The organism is Pseudoalteromonas aliena (assembly GCF_038155085.1).
Classification (GTDB): Bacteria; Pseudomonadota; Gammaproteobacteria; order Enterobacterales; family Alteromonadaceae; genus Pseudoalteromonas; species Pseudoalteromonas aliena_A.
The window spans coordinates 1-20,119 of sequence record NZ_JBAKAU010000029.1; the positions used below are offsets into that span (position 1 = coordinate 1).

Genomic DNA, 20,119 nt, shown 5'->3' on the forward strand with positions numbered 1-20,119 from the left:
CACCGCCCTTTCACGGCGGTAACAGGGGTTCGAATCCCCTTGGGGACGCCACTTACTATTTATAGTATTGTAAAAAGCAGTGTGAGATAACACTCTTTTTTCACGATGTTATCAAGAGTATCAATCTCTTGGCGATGTCATTTACTATTTAGATAGTGAAGTGCAGTGTTATTAGAATAAAACAACAAATTAACACCCTCATTTTACATTTAATTTTATATCAATCTATTTACACTTTGTTACAAAACCAAGCCTGTAATCACTCCATATTCCTTGTTGTACTTTTAATTAGTCTTTAAACTCATTGAGTTAATTTAAATATGGACTAAAAAATGAAACTCACAAAAATTGCACTTGCTGTTTTACTTGCATCAGGGTTAGCTGCATGTAATAGCTCAACTCACGCCGTTGATAAAAATATTGTTACAGAAACATCAATTCCTGGCGTTACGCTTATTGAAACAGTGAAATCTAATGCAGGTGAAATCAACATACCGTATAAAAAATATAAACTAGATAACGGTTTAACTGTAATTGTACATGAGGATCATTCAGATCCCTTAGTACACGTTGATGTAACGTACCACGTTGGTTCTGCTCGCGAGGAGTTGGGTAAGTCAGGCTTCGCTCATTTTTTTGAGCATATGATGTTCCAAGGCTCAGAAAATGTTGCTGATGAGGAACATTTTAAAATAATATCTGAAGCAGGCGGTACCTTAAATGGTACTACTAACTCAGATAGAACAAATTATTTTGAAACAGTACCTGTAAATCAATTAGAAAAGATGTTATGGCTAGAAGCTGACCGAATGGGCTTTTTACTCGATGCTGTAACCCAAGAAAAATTTGAAGTACAACGCGAAACAGTAAAAAATGAACGTGGCCAACGTGTTGATAATCGCCCTTATGGTCGTTTAGGTGAGCGTGTTGCTCAAGCGATGTATCCAGATGGTCATCCATATTCATGGCCTGTAATTGGTTTTATGGATGATCTTAATCGCGTAAATGTAAACGATTTAAAAGCATTCTTTTTAAAATGGTACGGGCCAAATAATGCTACGCTTACAATTGGTGGCGATATTAATGCAAATGATATATTGCCATTAGTTACTAAATACTTTGCGCCAATTCCAAAAGGCCCTGAAATACCTAAAGTTAAAAAAACAGCTGTAACCTTAGATGCCGATAGATATATATCGATGGAAGATAAAGTTCATTTACCTTTATTAAGTATGAGTTTTCCAACAACTTATGCTCGCTCTGAAGATGAAGCACCTCTTGATATACTTGCTGAAATTTTAGGTGGTGGCAATAACTCATTACTTTATAAAAATTTAGTAAAAACTCAACTTGCAGTTCAAGCAAGTGCAAATCATCCATGCCAAGAGTTAGCATGCTCAATTAGTATTTATGCTTTACCAAACCCCACATCAGGAAAGACGTTAGCTGATATGGAAAAAATTGTACGTGATTCATTTACTGAGTTTGAAAAGCGCGGTGTCACACAAGATGATTTAGATAAAGTAAAAGCTAAAATAGAGTCAGGTGCAATTTTTGGTTTACAAAGCGTATCAGGAAAAGTATCTCAACTAGCCGCGTCTGAAACGTTTACAGGTAACCCAAACTCAGCTAAAGATGAGATTGCACGTTATAACAAAGTTACAAAAGCAGATGTTATGCGTGTTTTTAATCAATATATTAAAGGTAAATCTGCCGTTATTATGAGTGTTGTGCCAGAAGGCCAAACTCAACTTATAGCTGCCCCAGACAACTTTACTCCTAAAGTACATGATTTTGGAGGTCCATCTACAACTTCAGCTGATGATTTAATGGCACGAAGAGCTATTGATACATTTGATCGAAGTGTTCACCCAGTGGCCGGCGTAAATCCTGCTGTTGATGTTCCTACTCTTTGGCAAACTAAGACCGAAAACGGTATTAAAATATTAGGTACGCAAAGTACTGAAACGCCAACCACCGCTATTTTCATTAAAGTTCCGGGTGGCTTGTATAATGAGCAAGCTAGTAAAGTGGGTTTATCGTCAATGACTGCATCGTTAATGAGCGAGTCAACACAAAACTACACTACAGAGCAAATGAGTAACGCGCTCGAAAAACTGGGTAGCCAGGTAAGTATCTACTCAGATAAAACACATACAAATGTGTATGTTTCTAGCTTAACCAAAAATGTAGACGCAACGCTAAAACTTGTTGAAGAGAAGTTATTTAAACCAGCATTTAATGCCGATGACTTTGAGCGTAATAAAAAGCAAATCATTCAAAACATTCAACACTCAATGAAGGATGCAGGGTATTTAGCATCTAATACATACAGCAAATTACTATATGGCGACAATATAGCTGCACTTCCAAGTACTGGAACGCTTAATAGTATTGAGGCTATTACATCAGATGACATTAAAGCTTTTTATGACGCAAACTTTAAACCACAGGGCGCGCAAGTCATTATTGTTTCTGATTTAAAAGAGTCAACAATTGAGCCAAAGGTTAAAGCTACACTTGCAAACTGGCAAGGTAAATCGAGCCCAGTTACCGTTGATTTCAGTGAACCTAAAGTCGAAACTAATGTCATTTATTTGGTTGATAAACCAGATGCTCCTCAGTCAGAAATTCGTATTGGTAAACGCGATATAGTTGAGGATATTACAGGTGAGTTTTTTAAAGCTAATTTAATGAACTTTGCACTTGGTGGCACTTTTAACAGCCGTATCAATCTAAATTTACGAGAAGATAAAGGCTACACTTACGGTGCTCGCTCTCGTTTTTGGGGTGATAAAACATCAGGTGGCTTTACAGCCTCTGCTGCTGTGAGAGCCGACTCTACTGCTGCGTCTATTACAGAGTTTACTAATGAGCTTAATAATTATGCTCAAAACGGTGTCACTGACGAAGAGCTTATGTTTATGCGTAAAGCCATCAATCAAAAAGATGCGCTTAAATACGAAACGCCTAATGCAAAACTTGGCTTTTTAGCACAAATATTAGAGTTCGATTTAAAACCTAGCTTTGTAAAAGAAAGAAATGAGATTGTTAGCAATATTAGCAAAGAAGAAGTTAACGCCTTAGCTAAAAAACACTTAAACACTAAAGATATGATTTATTTAGTAGTGGGTGATGCTAAAACACTTCGCCCAGAACTTGAAAAATTAGGCATGAAGGTTGTTGATTACAGTCTTTAATATTTAAATAAATAATTAGAATTACAAAGCAGCTTTTTTAGCTGCTTTTTTTTGCCTGATTTTAGAGTGTTGATATTTTTGAAAGTAGATTTCAAGGAGCAACCACAGCGTCTTTCTTTAAATATAAAATATAATTTTGTAGCTTAAGCCTTTAAGAACATCACATTCTTAGTTTTATTATTCAGTAGTTATAAAGATTCAATTTGGTAGCATAAATTTAAACATCCAACTTTATTAGGAGGGTTTATGGCAAGTGGATGGGCACGAGACGGTGCAATTCAAGATCAAATTGATGCAAGTGTTAATGACGCCGTACAGTATGCAAGAAGCAATTTAATATCTGGTGCAAGTGCTGAGCTATGTGACGAGTGCGATGAAGAAATCCCGCAAGCACGGAGGCTCGCGCTACCAGGAGTGCGCTACTGTGTTGCATGCCAAGCTGTAATAGAAGGTAATGGTGCTAGCGCTAAATCGTTTAATAGGCGTGGTAGTAAAGATAGTCAGTTGCGTTAAAAAGGTGCCCAAAAGCACCTTTTTATTTAATACCAATCTGCATAAACATTCGAACAATATATAAAATTAAGCCCTTAATAGTTATACCAACCAGCATAAGTCTTTGATCAATTTAACGAATTAAATTGCACTATAACGTCGTTAAAAACTTTTATTTAGAACAACTAGATACAAAAATTTTGCCTAGTTCTAGCGTAATTTTCTTAACGTTAAATAGACCCCATATATAAGCAGATTGGCATTAAGCAAATTGTTATTACTTGAATTAGTTGTTAAGTAATTTAAAATTTACTCATGTCTTCTTTTTTCTGAATTAACTCAATTGCATAGCCATCAGGATCTTTTACAAAAGCAATTTCTGTAGTACCGCCTTTTACAGGGCCTGGTTCACGGCTTACATTACAACCAGCGGCTTTAATATCTGCACATGCTTTGTAAATATCATCAAACTCAATAGCAATATGACCATATCCATTACCAAGGTCGTAGCTATCTTCGTCCCAATTATAAGTTAGCTCTAATACTGTGTTATCTGCTTCGTCGCCATATCCAACAAAGGCAAGAGTGTACCTGTATTCACTATTATCAGCTCTGCGTAATTCTTTCATACCTAATATCTCAGTATAAAAAGCAATTGATTTATCCAAATCGGCTACGCGCAACATAGTATGTAATAAACGCATTTTTAATTCCTTTAGTTATTTATTCAAAGTTAAGGGTGTTTTTACCTAAGCGCTTTTATATATATTAGCCATATATGTAGGCATCACATATAAATCACAACCTTAATATGAGAGTGCGTTTAAAACATTTTGAGTACGACCTTTATAAATTACCAACCAATGAATCATTTTATTAAATTTTACATACTTAAATAACCAGTACTCAATTATTGGTCAACCTATTAGTGTAAAAAAGTTACAGACTGTTCAACAAAAGTTAACCTTATCTTAATTACACTGCTGATATGTATCTATTTATTTTTATTGGTTTTTTGTTTTATTTTTATGTAATTTGTAAAAATATGATATTTGCTTGGTTAACTTATTGGTTGACAAAAAATGTGTATGGTAATACAGTTTTTGCATACCAATTGGTAAGTTGCTTGGTTTGAGTGAATACAATGTATTGGTAATTAATCAGAGTTACATTTTTGCACAGGTTAATTAATAAAATAACTCAAGCTAAAATTTACTCTACAAATTGAAACAAAAGACACAGCGTATTTATTTATAGAGTAACTTTTACTCGTAATCATAAAAGTATGCGCCAACATATTTAGGAGTTATTCATGTCAAAACCTGTCATCGGTTTCATCGGCTTAGGCTTAATGGGCGGCAATATGGCCGAAAATTTACAAAACAAAGGCTATGAGCTAATTGTTATGGACCTTAGCAAAGATGCGGTTGCAGCATGTGTTGCTAGAGGCGCAAAAACAGCAAGCACTGCAAAAGAGCTGGCTGAAGCTTCAGATATTGTTATGTTTTGTCTAACAACATCAGCTGTTGTTGAAAAAATTGTATACGCAGAAGACGGTATCTTAGCTGGTATTAAAGAAGGCGCAGTATTAGTTGATTTTGGTACTTCTATTCCATCATCTACTAAAAAGATTGGCGCTGATTTAGCAGCTAAAGGTGCAGGCATGATTGATGCTCCTCTAGGTCGTACTCCTGCACACGCTAAAGATGGTCTATTAAACATCATGGCTGCGGGCGATATTGATACATTTAATAAAGTTAAACCAGTACTTGAAGATCAAGGCGAGAACGTATTTCACCTTGGTGAGCTAGGTGCAGGTCATACTACTAAGTTAATCAATAACTTTATGGGTATGACAACGGTATGTGCAATGTCACAAGCTTTTGCAGTAGCTGATCGTGCGGGCGTGGATCGTCAGCAACTTTTCGACATTATGTCTACTGGTCCTTCAAACTCACCATTCATGCAATTTTGTAAAAACTATGCGGTTGACGATGTTAGTGACCTTGGTTTTTCTATTGCTAATGCGAACAAAGATTTAGGTTACTTCCTTCAAATGGTTGAAGACTTAGGTACTGAATCAAAAATTGCTGAAGGTTCATCAGCTAACCTACAAGCCGCATTTGATGCAGGCATGGGTCAAGGCAACGTACCAGAGATCTTTGATTACTTTAAACAATTAAATAAGTAATAAAGACTCATATATGGCGCTTAACTATTTAGTTTAAGCGCCCACACACACACTATCGATTGACGAGATTTAGTCTGCTTTGTACAAAAAACATATTTAAATATTCATAGAGCCTAATTCGAGTCACAATATAAAGAGTTAACTATGCGTTTTACTAACACAATAAAGCTAAGCTTAGTTCTCATTGGTTGTATATCTACACAATTAACAGCCAAAGATTATTTTGTAGATGATAAGCAAGCTTTCAGTGATATATCTTCTAACTTAGTCGCTGGCGACAAAGTAATCCTTAAAAATGGTACATGGTCTGACTTCGAAATCCTACTTGAAGGCCAAGGTACTAAAAACTCTCCTATTTTATTAACCGCAGAAACAAACGGCAAAGTAATTTTATCTGGACAATCAAATCTAAGACTTGCCGGTAAATATTTAGAGGTTTCGGGTTTAGTATTCAAAAATGGCTACACGCCAAGTTCTGCCGTTATTGAATTTCGTAAAGATAAAAACCAATTAGCCTATAACTCACGTGTAACTGAAGTCGTAATCGATAATTACAATAATCCAGACAAACGCGAGTCAGATTACTGGGTTGCGCTATATGGTCAGCATAACCAGTTTGATCACAGTCATTTAGTCGGTAAGCGTAATAAAGGGGTGACTGTTGCAGTTCGTTTAAATACAGAGCAAAGCCAGAAAAATTACCACAAAATCAATAATAACTTTTTCGGTTACCGCCCTACATTTGGCTCAAATGGTGGCGAAACACTTCGCATTGGCACCAGTCATTACTCATTAACTGATTCACACACATTAGTAGAGAACAATTATTTTGAACGTACTAATGGTGAAGTAGAAATTATTTCAGTCAAGTCTGGCAAAAATATTATTCGTAATAACGTATTTTTTGAAGCGCGCGGTACGTTAACGCTTCGACATGGTAACGGTAACCTTATTGAAGAAAACATTTTCTTTGGTAATGGGGTAGATCACACCGGTGGTATTCGCGTTATTAATAAAGGCCAAACTGTTAAAAATAACTATTTACAAGGTTTAACGGGGTACCGTTTTGGTAGTGGTTTTACAGTAATGAACGGTGTACCAAATTCATCGATAAACCGTTATCACCAAGTAGAAAACGCAACCATTGAAAATAATACATTTGTAAATGTTCAGCACATACAACTTGCTGCCGGCAGTGACGCTGAACGCAGTGCTGCTCCTAAAAATAGCGTAATGAAAAACAACCTCATTATTAATCAAAATGAGCAGCAGCCGTTTACTACATTTGATGATGTAAGTGGTATTGCTTTTAGTAATAACGTTGCAAACACTAAAGTACTTGATGAGTTAGCTTATGGTGTAAAAACACAAACTGTAGCGTTAACTAAAGCGAGCAATGGTTTGCTTTATCCTGAATCTACTAAGATTAAAGTGGGTGCAAAACGAGACTTAAAAGTACTTAAAAAAGAAGATACAGGTGTGAGCTGGTATCCAAAAGTACCTGCCTTAGTTAAATTTGATTCAGGAAAAACGCATACTGTAAAAGCTGATGCAAATGCCTTGTTAAAAGCGATTGAAAGCGCTCAATCAGGCGATACTTTAGAGCTTGAGAATGGCCAGTATGATGTATCAAAGCTTGTTCAAATAAATAAAGTACTTACTTTAAAAGCTAAAAATGTAGGCCAAGCAAAGCTTACTTTTCAGCGCTCTACATTATTTGAAATTCACGACGGTGGAAGCTTAAAGCTCGATGGGCTTAGTATTTCGGGTGAAAATGCACCAGATGCTATTAATAACAGTGTTGTGCGTACTAAAAAGTGGGGCATGATTGAAAACTACCGCTTTGAAATGCATAACTCTAAAATCACTCATTTAGATATTAATCACTCGTTTCACTTTTTTGTTACTGGCAAAGGTGCGATGGCTGATGAAGTTGTGCTAACAAGCAATACATTCGATAACGTAACAGGCAATGTAATTAGCCTTAATACCGAAATTGAAGACTTAGGTATTTATAACGCTGAATACGTAATTGTAAAAAATAATACATTTAACAACGTGGATGGCGCTTTACTTAAGCTTTATCGTGGTGGTAGTGACGAGAGTACGTTTGGCCCACACCTTCAAATGAGCAATAACACACTAAACAACGTAGGCCTTGGTAAGCGTAATAAAGAGCAAGCGAGCGTGTATGTTCACGGCGTTCAAGTTACCAACATCAGTGACAATCAGTTTGTTGAATCGGCTCCAATAGTCGTAGAGCATACTGTGGGTGAACCTAAAACACAGATATTAAACAATACATTTAATGCTACAAAATCTCCAAGTGTTAAAGAACTTAGAGTAAAAGGCCCGCACACAGCGATTATAAAAAACAATAAAACGACAAACAAGAAGGCGGGGTAATAATGATGAAAGTACTTAAACGTCTAAAAAGTTTCAAAATCGCGTCTTTAGCAGCGACCTTACTTTTATCTTTAGGAGCACATGCAGCGCACCCTAATTTAGTTATTACAACCGACGATGTAAAGTTGATGCGCCAAGCTATCAGCTCACATGAAAATGGAAAGTTTGCACTCGCTTATAACACGTTAAAAGCGCAAGTTGATGAGCAAATGGCACAGCCAATTACCGTACCGGTGCCAAAAGATGGTGGCGGGGGCTACACCCATGAGCGACACAAAAAAAATTATCAACTTATGTACAGCGCAGGTGTGATTTATCAATTAAGCCAAGATGAAAAATACGCAAATTATGTGCGCGATATGTTGCTTGAATACGCTGAGCTTTACCCTACGCTAGAGTTACACCCAAAGCGTAAAATGAATTCTCAAAATCCAGGTAAGTTTTTTTGGCAAAGCTTAAATGAAGCAATGTGGCTTGTATACACCATTCAAGCATATGACTTAATTCATGACACTCTAAGTGATGAAAATAAAAAAGTAATAGAAGACGATTTATTACGTCCTGTTTCATTGTTTACGTCAGTTGGTCAGCCTTCAACATTTAATAAAGTGCATAACCATGGTACCTGGGCGACTGCGGGTGTGGGTATGGCAGGTTATGTGTTAGATGAACCTGAATGGGTAGAAAAATCACTTTATGATTTAAACAAATCTGGCAAAGGCGGATTTGTTAAGCAGCTAGAAATGCTGTTCTCGCCTCAGGGTTACTATAATGAAGGGCCTTACTATCAGCGCTTTGCCTTATTGCCGTTTGTTACTTTTGCAAAAGCAATTGAAAACAACGAGCCGCAAAGAAAGATCTTTGATTACCGCGATGGGATCTTACTAAAAGCAATAGATACTACTATTCAGCTTAGTTATAACGGTTTGTTCTTCCCAATTAACGACGCCATAAAAAGTAAAGGTATTGATACGATTGAATTAGTGCAAGGTGTTACCGCTGCGTATGGTTTAACTAACGATGCAGGTTACCTGGACATTGCTAAGTATCAAGATCAAGTCGTTCTTACGGGAGACGGTTTAAAGGTTGCTCAAGCGCTCGATAACAAAAAAGAAACGCCATACATGTTCAAATCTGTTGCCTTTGGCGACGGTAACGATGGGAAGCAGGGCGCTTTAGTTGTTATGCGTACTGAGGTAGGTGGCGATCAAGCACTTTTGTTTAAACCTGCTGCACAAGGTTTAGGTCATGGTCACTTTGATAAGCTTACATGGCAGTTTTACGACCATGGTAACGAAATCGTCTCTGATTACGGCGCAGCACGCTTTTTAAATGTAGAAGCTAAGTATGGGGGCCGTTATCTTCCAGAGAACGAAACCTACGCTAAACATACTGTTGCGCACAACACCGTTGTCGTAGATGAAAAATCTCACTTTAATGCCAATGTAGAGGTAGGAAATAACAACTATCCTACACTGAACTTTTTTGAAACGAATCAGTTTGGCACTGTTGCAAGCGGTGCAATAAGCACAGCTTACAAAGGCGTTGAATTAGAGCGTACTTTAGCACTTGTTAACTTACCAGAACTAGAAAGCACTGTAGCATTGGATGTGTTTGATGTAGATGCAAACAAAACGCATCAATTTGATTTGCCTTTACACTATAAAGGGCAGTTGATTGATACTAACTTTGGTTTACGTGCTAATACAAAACAGTTAAAAGCACTGGGTGAAAGCAACGGTTATCAACACCTATGGTTAAAAGGACAGGCTACGCCTGAAAAGGGGTTAGCAAAGGTGACATGGTTAAATGACAATGGCCGCTTTTATACGCAAACAAGTCTAGTTAACGGTGATGAGTCATTTCTATTTACTCAAATAGGCGCAAATGACCCTCACTTTAATTTACGTAATGAAAACGGTTTTGTACGTCGTGTAGAAAAACAAAAGCAACATACATTTGTATCGGTGCTAGAGCCACACGGTGAGTACAATCCAAGTAAAGAATATACATTAGAAGCTGTTAGCCGTGTTTCAGATTTAAAATACAGCACACAAGGTGACGTAGTACTTGTTGAACTAAACATAAAAGATACGCCTTATTTAGTTGCAATTAACAAGTCACAAAGCTCAGCTAAAAACACTTTCACATTTCAAAATAAAGCATTCACCTTAAATGGCCGTCTTGGCGTTTATGTGTTGAAGAATACTCAGGAGTAAACAGGATGCAAAAGCAAAGCGCACATTTTTCATTTGGTAACGAAACCGAAATTGAAGACTTAGGAAATGGCCTAAAACGCCAAATGCTTGGTTATAACGAAGAATTAATGGCTGTTAAAATTTGGTTTGAAAAAGGAGCTATTGGTTATAACCATGCTCACAGACACTCTCAAGTAACTTACGTAGTTGAAGGTGAGTTTCACTTTAATATTGACGGCGTAACTAAAATTTTAAAACCAGGTGATAGCTGCCTAATTCCACCATTTGCAGATCATGGTGCTACTTGCCCAACTGGCGGTATTTTAATTGATACCTTTAGCCCGGCGCGTGAAGACTTTCTTGAGGATTAACCTATGAAAATTCAAGGCTTACGCTGGTGGGTTATAGTGCTAATTGCACTTGCTACCATTATTAACTACATCGATCGTCAAGCACTTAGTGTTCTATGGCCCGATATTGTAGAAGAAATGTTTCCTGATGAGTCGGCATTAGAACGTAAACAAATTTACGCAAATATATCGATTGTGTTTGTGTTTGCTTATGCATTTGGTCAAGCCATATTCGGTAAAATATTTGACTGGGTGGGTACCCGCTTAGGTTTTGTGTTGTCGATTGGTGTGTGGTCGTTAGCGACTATTGCTCATGCTTTTGCACAAGGTGTTTTAAGCTTAAGTATTTTCCGCGCAATCTTAGGTGTAGCCGAAGCCGGTAACTGGCCGGGCGCAGCTAAAGGTAATGCTGAGTGGTTCCCTACAAAAGAGCGTGCGCTTGCACAAGGTATCTTTAACTCAGGTGCTGCTATTGGTGGCATTATCGCAATACCGTTAATTGCTTATCTAACAGTATATTTTAGCTGGCAAATGGTGTTTGTATTTGTGGGTGCATTGGGCTTTTTATGGTTAGTTCCATGGATTATTTTGGTTAAAGCACCACCAGGTTCACATCCTTGGATATCAGCTGAAGAGCGTGAGTACATTTTAACAGGCCAACGTCGTGTTGATGACAATGGTGATGTTACAAATGATGAAGGTGAAGAATATAACCCATCTACTGGTGAGCTACTTTCTCGTAAGCAAAGTTGGGGTGTAATTATTGCCTCTGCAGCAATTGACCCTATTTGGTGGTTATTCGTTTTTTGGATTCCAATTTATCTAAATGAAGTATATGCAATGGATGTTAAATCTATAGGTATATACGGCTGGGTACCTTACGTAGGCGCAATGTTTGGCGCATGGTTTGGTGGTTTATTGGCGCAGAACCGCTTAAAAGCAGGTTGGAACACAGATAAAACACGTAAGCTTACTATTACGCTTGGTTGTTTAATTATGTTGCCTTCATTATTAGCAATGGCAAACCCTGGTGGACCAACAACTGCAGTAATTATTATGGCTGTTATTTTATTTGGCTTTCAAACGGCAATTGGTAACGTACAAACCTTACCAAGTGACTTATTAGGTAAAAAAGCAGTAGGTACGTTGTCTGGTTTTTCTGGCATGGCGGCTAAGCTAGGTGCAGTGGGCCTTACATCTTTAGTACCAATATTAACTGCTGACGGTAATTATGCGCCTGCATTTATTATTGGTGCATCGCTTGCCATTATTGCTATGGCAGCTGTTTGGATTCTTATTCCAAAAATTGAACCTCTAAAAAAGCCTGATTAATCTGAAAGTAACTGCTATGCCTACACAACAGTGCTTACGCATAGCAGTTTATTACAAAGGATAATTTCCCAAAATGAAAAATATTTACTTTATGGGTGAGTGTATGGTGGAGCTAAGAGCAATGAGCGCTGCGACGTTACACCAATCATTTGCAGGCGATGTTTATAATTCTGCCGTGTATTTGAAGCGTTGCTTTCCTGAGGTAGCAACATCCGTTGTTACTGCTTTAGGCCAAGACAACTTAAGTAAAAAAATGTTAGAGCGCTTTGAAAGTGAACAACTAGATACTCAGTTTGTATTTGCTCACGAAAGCAAAGTACCGGGTATGTACTACATAGAAACAGATGCTTTTGGCGAGCGCAGCTTTATTTATTGGCGCAGCGATTCTGCAGCTAAAAAAGTAGTTAGTTTTTTAAATACAGACGTTGTGAAACAGCTTTCACAAGGTGATATGTTTTTCTTTTCAGGCATTTCACTTGCTGTAATTGATGAAAATGCGCGTGAAGATTTTTGGCATGTAGTAAAGCAATTAAAAACTGCAGGCGTAAAAATAGTATTTGATCCTAATTACCGCGCTCGTTTGTGGAATAGTGTTGATGAGACTAAAACGCAGTACGACCTAGCATTTGGTCTTGCTGATGTAACGCTGCCAGGCGTTGAAGATTTAACAACCCTTTACGATGTTCACAGTGTTGAGGACGTTATTGAATATTTAAAAATATATAACATAGACGAAATTATCGTTAAAAATGGCCCTGAATCGGTTATTACCCAATTAGACAACACACTTCAAAGTCACACAATAATACCTGTTACTAATGTTGTTGATACAACATCAGCAGGGGATGCTTTTAATGGCGTTTATTTAGGCGCTCGTTTATCTGGCAAATCTATTGCTGATGCAGTACAGCTTGGTGCTAAAGCAGCAGGGACTGTTATTCAACAGCCTGGCGCAATTGCTCCAAAAGATATTTTTCAGCTTGCAATGGCTAAAGCTGGCATTTAATAAATTTATAGGCCGCTTACCTCGGCCGCACTACTTAAAATAAAGGAACAACGTTATGACTAGCTTTTCTGAACTTATGTCAGGGCAAACACTGCTACCTATAATTCAAGCTGATACGCCAGAGCAGGGTGTACAAATTGCTAAAGCAATGGCAGATGCAGGCCTTACATTAGTAGAAGTTGTGCTTAGAACAGAAGCATCTTTAGATGCTTTAAAAGCAATAAAAGAGCAAGTGCCTGAGCTTAAAGTTGGCGCAGGAACAGTTATTAACGAAACTATTTTACAGCAAGCTATAGATGCGGGTTCTGATTTTATTGTAACTCCAGCAGTATCTCCTAAACTTTTAAGTGCACTTACAAAGTGTAACGTGCCTGTTTTACCTGGTGTATCAAACACAGGTGATATTTTAATGGCGCTTGAATATGGCTTTAAAGAGCAGAAGTTATTCCCTGCATCGCTTGCCGGTGGTGCGCCATTTGTTTCTGCTGTATCCAGCGTTTTTAGAGAAGTTAGTTTTTGTCCAACGGGTGGCGTAAGCGAGAAGAATAAGATGGATTACCTATCTTTAAGCAACGTGTTTGCAGTAGGTGGAACATGGGTCGCGAAGAAAGAGTGGGTTAAAGAGCAAAACTGGCAAGCAATTACTGGCTCGTGTATTGAAGCTATAAAGTAAGAAGGAATCTAACAATGGAACATTTAGCCCCGGCAATACTGCCTGGCGTAATAGTTGGTGACGAAGTAAGTGCTGTATATGAGCATGCACGCGCTAACCAATATGCTTTACCTGCCGTTAATGTTGTAAGTACAACTTCGGTTAACGCAACCTTAGAAGCAGCCAAGAAAATGAGCTCGCCAGTCATCATTCAATTATCAAATGGTGGTGCGCAATTTTTTTGTGGTAAAGGCTTAGTGTTGCCAGATCAGCAAGCTGCTGTGCTTGGTGCTGTGAGCGCTGCTCGCTATATTCATGCTGTTGCAGCACATTACGAGGTACCCGTAATGCTGCATACCGATCATGCAGCTAAAAAATTGTTACCTTGGATAGATGGTTTACTTGATGAAGGTGAAAGACACTTTGAATTAACTGGTAAGCCGCTATTTAGTTCACACATGATCGATCTTTCTGAAGAATCTCTTGAGGAAAATATAGAAATATGTGAGCGCTACCTTGCACGTATGGCTAAAATTGGAATGACGCTTGAGATAGAGTTAGGGTGTACTGGCGGTGAAGAAGATGGTGTTGATAACTCTCACCTAGATAGCTCGGCCTTATATACGCAACCCGAAGATGTTGCTTTCGCTTATGAGCGATTAAGTAAAATTAGCCCTAACTTTATTATTGCCGCATCGTTTGGCAATGTTCATGGTGTGTACAAGCCTGGCAATGTTGTACTAACGCCAAGTATTTTAAAAGATTCTCAAGCTTACGTATCAGATAAGTTCAACCTGCCTAATAATTCAATTAACTTTGTGTTTCATGGTGGTAGTGGTTCTGAATACAGTAAAATTGCAGAATCATTAACTTATGGCGTAGTAAAAATGAATATCGACACTGATACGCAATGGGCGTGTTGGAATGGTATTTTAGATTACTACAAAGATAAGCAAGCTTATCTACATGGGCAGATTGGTAATCCTGATGGCGATGATAAGCCAAACAAAAAATACTACGATCCGCGTGTATGGCTTCGTCACTCTGAGCAAAGTATGGTCACAAGACTCGAACAATGCTTTACCGATCTTAATTGTGTAAATAGGTACAATTAATGAAAAGATTAAATACAGTTCTTAAAGAAGACGGTGTAGAAACCGACCTTATTTTACTCATACGTACTATTTTAGCGACATCAAAAGAAATTGCTTTTAGAGTAAGCCAAGGCGAATTGGCTGGCGTTTTAGGTTCAACGCTAAACGAAAATGTCCAAGGTGAAGTACAAAAGAAATTAGATGTAATTGCTAATCAACTTTTGAAAGATATATTAATAGATGACACATTAGTCAAGTCTGTAGCATCGGAAGAAGAGGATCATGTAGTAGGGGCCCACCCTGATGGTAAATTTATAGTTGCTTTTGACCCTCTCGATGGTTCATCAAATATTGATGTGAATGGCCAAATAGGTACCATATTTACAATTTACCCAGCGCGAGATGATGTTGCCTATGACAGTGATGAGCAATTTAATCAGCCAGGTACTAACCAAGTTTGTGCTGGCTATGTTTTATATGGCCCATCGTCATTACTTGTAATGAGCACTGGCGGCCCAACACGTTGTTATACATTAGACTCAACACACGGCGGTTATCTTCTGACAAATAAGCAGTTGAGTGTGCCAGAGCAAAGTCGTGAATTTGCCGTTAATATGGCTAACTATCGTTATTGGGACGAACCTACACAAGTGTATTTCGATAAATTACTATACACCTGTGAAAATTTCGAAAAAAGCTCAATCCGTTGGAATGCAGCGATGGTAGGGGACGTTCATCGTATTTTATGCCGTGGTGGTTTATTTTTGTATCCGCAAGATAAACGTATCGGTAACGATAACGGAAAAATAAGATTGCTTTATGAAGCAAATCCGTTAGCACTTTTAGTTGAAAATGCAGGTGGTAAAGCAACCTCTAGAGAAATGCGAATCTTAGATATTCCGCCAACTAGCTTGCACCAGCGTGTGCCTGTTGCTATGGGCTCAAATGAGCTTGTAGAGTTTTATAATAGCGCCATTTCATAAATCGACTTAATGTATAAGAAATAAAGTAGGGGTGTGAATACATCCTCTACTTTATCTTTAAGCAACCTACCAAACTTACCCCTAGTATCTATCAGGCTTATTAAACTATCACTGTGTGGTTTTATTTGATTTAGCCATTATTTACCATTGCCATCAAATGGGTCTGACATTGTGGTAATGCGCTACCTTGGTGATTGGTCTAATTTTTGGTAATGTTTTTAGGTTTAATTGGTTGATCATTATGCTGCCTTTAAGTATATTAACGCTGGAAGATACATAAAATAAACATAAGAATAACAAGCTAACACACTACAATCACACAACAACAACCAGCGGAGAATTCACATGTCGTTGAAGTCACAAGATAATAAAGCCTCTACAGCAGGTCAGTTTGCACTACGACCTGTTGCAAAATGGGTAAGAACAGCAGTTATAGCAGGTATGGCTAGCTCTTGCGCATTAACAGCAAGCGCGCAAGAAGAACAAGGAAATACGACAGAAGTAAAAGAAGACGTTGAAATAATCAGCGTTACAGGTACCCGTAGAACAATTCAAGACCAAATAGCAATTAAACGTGAAGCAACAACAGTCGTTGATGGCCTCTCATCAGAAGATATTGGCGACTTACCAGCGCTGTCTATCGGTGAAGCACTGGAATCAATTACAGGTGCTGCATCTCACCGTGAAAACGGAGGTGCAACAGAAATTACTATTCGTGGCCTTGGGCCATTTTTAAGTGCGACTCACATTAATGGTCGTGAAGCGACCAATGGTAGTGGTGACCGCTCAGTTAACTTTTCACAGTTCCCCTCTGAACTTGTAAAAAAAGTAGCGATATATAAAACGCAAGATGCTTCAATGATTGAAGGCGGTGTTGCAGGTGTTATTGCACTTGAAACAATTACTCCACTTGATTTTGGCAAACAACGTGTATCAGCTGAGGTTAAATTAAACTATAACCCTGATGAAGGTAATGTAGATAACTCACTTCAAAGTGACGCTGGTTACCGTGGTACGTTTAGTTATGTTGATCAGTTTGAATTGGATAATGGCCAAGCCATTGGTGTGTCGTTTGGTGTACAGCGCCAAGAAATTAGTCAACCAGAGGCAGAGTACAGAAGCTCTAGCCCATCAGGTTCTTCATTATGGGCCTGTTTAAACGATCCTAATAATACCAATGAAGGTTTTTATCGTAGCAGTGCAGGCGACTGTGAAGATCAAGTTAGTGGTAGTAAAAACCAAGGCTACGATACAGAAATTGATCCAGAAACTGGTAAAGCTGTAAGTGACGGTACTCCTTACGCTTGGACAGGTAGTAGTCGAAGCTTTCGTCAAAACGAAACATCTGATGAGCGTGATGCAGTATTTTTTGCACTGCAATATCAGCCTTCAGCTGATTGGGATATTAACTTAGACGCACAAGTATCTGATAGAACACAAAAAGAAGCACGCCATGATTTAATTTTCTTACAAAAGCGTGCAACACCAGACGTTACAGGTCCAACACTTGTTACTAACGATGTAGGCGGTATTTTACATTGGGAAGGTGAAGAGCGTATTGAATCAGCGGGTGAGCAATTTTCTCGTGAAGAAAACTACCAAGGTTACGGCATAAATATAGAACATACAGTTAACGATAGATTAACTGTTGACTTAGATTTAGCGTATTCAAAAACTGAACGCGAAGAACTTCAAATATCTAACCGTGGTAGAACATCAGGCCGCAATTTCTTTTCTTGGGATATGGGCGATGAAATCCCCCATTTCACACTAACAGATTTTGACGTAACAGATATTTCAAACTTTACAGATAGCTTAAGAACACGACTTGACCGTGAAAATGTTCGTGAAAACGAAGTTATCTCGGCACGATTAGATTTTGACTATACCCTAGATGGCAATGTTTTCACCAGTGTGCAAGGTGGTATTAGAACATCTGAAATGACATTCCTACAATATGGTGGTAGCCAAGGTAATGGTTCACGAAATGAATTTACATTAGATTCAAGCGCTGAAGCGATTGACGTATTGCAAGGTTGTCAAATCGATTTCCCAGAATCAGGATTCTTATCGAGTGTATCTGATGGCAATATCATAACAAATATTGATAGTGACGGTAACGTTGTAGATAGCGGTACAGGTTCATCATGGGCTACTTACGACAACGTATGTTTCTCACAAGCTGTTGCTGGTTCTAATGTTGATGGTGTCTTTTCATATCCAGAAGTTGAATATGAAAATGCGGGTACTATTGACGTGACAGAAAAAACAACATCAGTGTACTTAATGGCTAACTACGATACTGAAATGTTTGGTAAGTTTATTCGCGGTAACTTTGGTCTTCGTATTGTTGATACAGAAGTAACGTCAATTGGCTTTAGAAATAGCTTTGATATTGTAACAAGCGACACCGGTGTACTTTCTCTGGTTGAATCTGATAATGGTTCATTGGACAAAATAAAAAGCGGTGGCGATTACACTAAGTATTTACCAAGTTTTAACCTAGTTATTGATTACAGTGAAGATATTTTATTTCGAGCTGGTATATACCGTGGTATGTCACGCGCAGATCCATCTGATTTAGGCTACAGCCGCACATTCCAAGAGGATACAGAAGGCACTGCAACTTCAATCAGTGATTTATTAGTGGGTGTAAATGGCTCAGGTAATCCAGACACTCAACCACTCATGTCTTGGAACTACGACGCTGCGTTTGAATGGTACCCTAATGAAGATTCAATCTTAGCGTTAAGCCTATACTACAAACAGTTCAACGGTGGTTTTCAACAACAAACAGTAATTGAAGAATTCACTGTTGGTGGCGAAACAGTTTCACTACCAATCACCAACTCTGTTACATCAGACGAGGACAGTGAGATATTAGGCCTTGAAGCTTCATTTTCTTATCGTTGGGATAATGGCATAGGTATGAAATTTGGTTATAACTATGCAGATACCGACTTTGAGTTCCAAGATAGCTTATACGGCGATACGTTTGTAACTGATGTAGATGGTAATACTACACAATTAACTGATGGTATTATTGAGTCGGCTTCTGTACCTGGTTTCTCTAAGCATGTATTTAGCAGCCAGCTTTACTACCAAATTGGTGGATTTGATACTGCTGTTATTTACAAATATCGCAGCGAGTATTTTCAACCGTATACTACAAACGGTACACGACTTCGTTATGTTGATGGCGTAGGCGTGTGGGAAATGCGCGCATCATATAAAATTGATGAGCACTTCAGAGTTAAAGCAGAAGCAATTAACTTGTTCAGCGCACCTAAATCACAAGATTTCTTTGTTGAAGGCAACCTAGGTGAAGTGAATGACTACGGCCCACGCTTATTCTTAGGTTTAAGCTACAAGCTGTAATCATGATTAAACATTAGAGCAAATTTAAAAGGCGGTTAAACCGCCTTTTTTGCTTTTCAAGATAAGAGTTTAGATTTAAGGTACTAGATTTATAAAAGAAGAATTAAATATCAGCCTATACCAATTTACTTAATTAAGTGATCTGGGCTGGTAAAATAAAGCTTAATCAGTTTTATCTTTAAACTCACACAAGTCTTCAATAATACAGCTGCCACACTTAGGTTTACGTGCTACACAGGTGTAGCGTCCGTGTAAAATCAGCCAGTGATGAACATCTACTTTAAATTCTTTTGGTACAACCTTTTCAAGCTTTTGTTCAACTGCGACAACATCTTTACCCATGGCAAGTTTGGTACGGTTAGATACACGAAATATATGTGTATCCACGGCTATTACAGGCCAGCCAAAGGCTGTGTTGAGAACAACATTAGCGGTTTTACGGCCAACGCCTGGTAGGGCTTCTAATGCTTCACGATTCTCTGGCACGATGCTGTTATGCTCATCCACCAAAATTTGGCACATTTTGTACACGTTGGCTGCTTTAGAGTTAAATAAGCCGATAGTTTTTATATAGTCACGCAGTGTGTCGTGACCTAAATCTAAAATGGCTTGTGGCGTATTTGCAACAGGGAACAACTTTCGAGTGGCTTTATTAACACCTACATCGGTTGCTTGTGCTGAAAGAGTTACTGCTACGAGTAACTCAAACGGACTTGAATATTCAAGCTCGGTTTCTGGGTGTGGATTATCATCGCGTAGGCGAGAAAGTATTTGGTGACGTTTTTCTTTATTCATGCAACTTAAAACGCATTAGCTTTTAAATAAGTTAATGCGTTT

Annotated in this window: 14 protein-coding genes; 12 read left to right on the top strand and 2 right to left on the bottom strand. The window is 38.2% G+C overall.

The genetic code is table 11. From position 1 onward, the window contains the following. The first annotated feature begins 332 nt into the window (after positions 1 to 332). Both V6260_RS17625 and V6260_RS17630 read left to right on the top strand, forming a co-directional pair. Entirely contained in the window at positions 333 to 3,200 is a 2,868-nt protein-coding gene (locus tag V6260_RS17625) for a pitrilysin family protein (protein ID WP_341595438.1), read from the top strand. Between the two features lie 246 nt (positions 3,201 to 3,446). Then, on the top strand, positions 3,447 to 3,713 hold the full coding sequence (locus tag V6260_RS17630; RefSeq protein ID WP_341595439.1) for a DksA/TraR family C4-type zinc finger protein: 267 nt from the start codon (positions 3,447 to 3,449) through the stop codon (positions 3,711 to 3,713). Between the two features lie 281 nt (positions 3,714 to 3,994). Here the strand turns inward: V6260_RS17630 and gloA are convergent, their stop codons facing one another. Beyond that, positions 3,995 to 4,396: a lactoylglutathione lyase gene (gene gloA / locus V6260_RS17635; protein WP_341595440.1), complete on the bottom strand. Its 402-nt coding sequence runs from the start codon at positions 4,394 to 4,396 to the stop codon at positions 3,995 to 3,997. 608 nt (positions 4,397 to 5,004) lie between these two features. Here gloA and V6260_RS17640 point away from each other — a divergent pair. The 10 genes from V6260_RS17640 to V6260_RS17685 all read left to right on the top strand — a co-directional run bounded on the left by V6260_RS17640 (position 5,005) and on the right by V6260_RS17685 (position 19,282). Next, on the top strand, positions 5,005 to 5,883 hold the full coding sequence (locus V6260_RS17640) for an NAD(P)-dependent oxidoreductase (RefSeq protein ID WP_211001744.1): 879 nt from the start codon (positions 5,005 to 5,007) through the stop codon (positions 5,881 to 5,883). 144 nt (positions 5,884 to 6,027) lie between these two features. Further along, positions 6,028 to 8,289: a polysaccharide lyase 6 family protein gene (locus V6260_RS17645; RefSeq protein ID WP_341595441.1), complete on the top strand. Its 2,262-nt coding sequence runs from the start codon at positions 6,028 to 6,030 to the stop codon at positions 8,287 to 8,289. A gap of 5 nt (positions 8,290 to 8,294) precedes the next feature. Next, on the top strand, positions 8,295 to 10,508 hold the full coding sequence (locus V6260_RS17650) for a heparinase II/III domain-containing protein (RefSeq protein WP_341595454.1): 2,214 nt from the start codon (positions 8,295 to 8,297) through the stop codon (positions 10,506 to 10,508). Between the two features lie 5 nt (positions 10,509 to 10,513). Next, positions 10,514 to 10,858, top strand: a complete 345-nt coding sequence (locus V6260_RS17655) for a cupin domain-containing protein (protein WP_024609426.1) — start codon at positions 10,514 to 10,516, stop codon at positions 10,856 to 10,858. A gap of 3 nt (positions 10,859 to 10,861) precedes the next feature. Next, positions 10,862 to 12,169, top strand: coding sequence for an MFS transporter (locus V6260_RS17660; protein ID WP_211001742.1), 1,308 nt, complete (start codon positions 10,862 to 10,864; stop codon positions 12,167 to 12,169). 73 nt (positions 12,170 to 12,242) lie between these two features. Then, positions 12,243 to 13,175 (top strand): sugar kinase, encoded by a 933-nt coding sequence (locus tag V6260_RS17665; protein WP_341595442.1) that lies wholly within the window; start codon positions 12,243 to 12,245, stop codon positions 13,173 to 13,175. Between the two features lie 55 nt (positions 13,176 to 13,230). Continuing rightward, positions 13,231 to 13,848, top strand: a complete 618-nt coding sequence (eda, locus tag V6260_RS17670) for a bifunctional 4-hydroxy-2-oxoglutarate aldolase/2-dehydro-3-deoxy-phosphogluconate aldolase (protein ID WP_341595443.1) — start codon at positions 13,231 to 13,233, stop codon at positions 13,846 to 13,848. Between the two features lie 14 nt (positions 13,849 to 13,862). Continuing rightward, the gene (gene fbaA, locus V6260_RS17675; RefSeq protein WP_341595444.1) at positions 13,863 to 14,942 is read left to right on the top strand and encodes a class II fructose-bisphosphate aldolase; all 1,080 of its coding nucleotides are present in this window, start codon (positions 13,863 to 13,865) and stop codon (positions 14,940 to 14,942) included. Continuing rightward, positions 14,942 to 15,904 (top strand): class 1 fructose-bisphosphatase, encoded by a 963-nt coding sequence (locus tag V6260_RS17680; RefSeq protein ID WP_341595445.1) that lies wholly within the window; start codon positions 14,942 to 14,944, stop codon positions 15,902 to 15,904. Before fbaA ends, V6260_RS17680 begins: the two co-directional genes overlap by 1 nt. A 345-nt stretch (positions 15,905 to 16,249) precedes the next feature. Next, the gene (locus V6260_RS17685; protein WP_341595446.1) at positions 16,250 to 19,282 is read left to right on the top strand and encodes a TonB-dependent receptor; all 3,033 of its coding nucleotides are present in this window, start codon (positions 16,250 to 16,252) and stop codon (positions 19,280 to 19,282) included. 162 nt (positions 19,283 to 19,444) lie between these two features. On the opposite strand, the gene nth is transcribed toward V6260_RS17685, so the two are convergent. After that, positions 19,445 to 20,077, bottom strand: a complete 633-nt coding sequence (gene nth, locus V6260_RS17690; protein WP_341595447.1) for an endonuclease III — start codon at positions 20,075 to 20,077, stop codon at positions 19,445 to 19,447. Positions 20,078 to 20,119 lie beyond the last annotated feature (42 nt).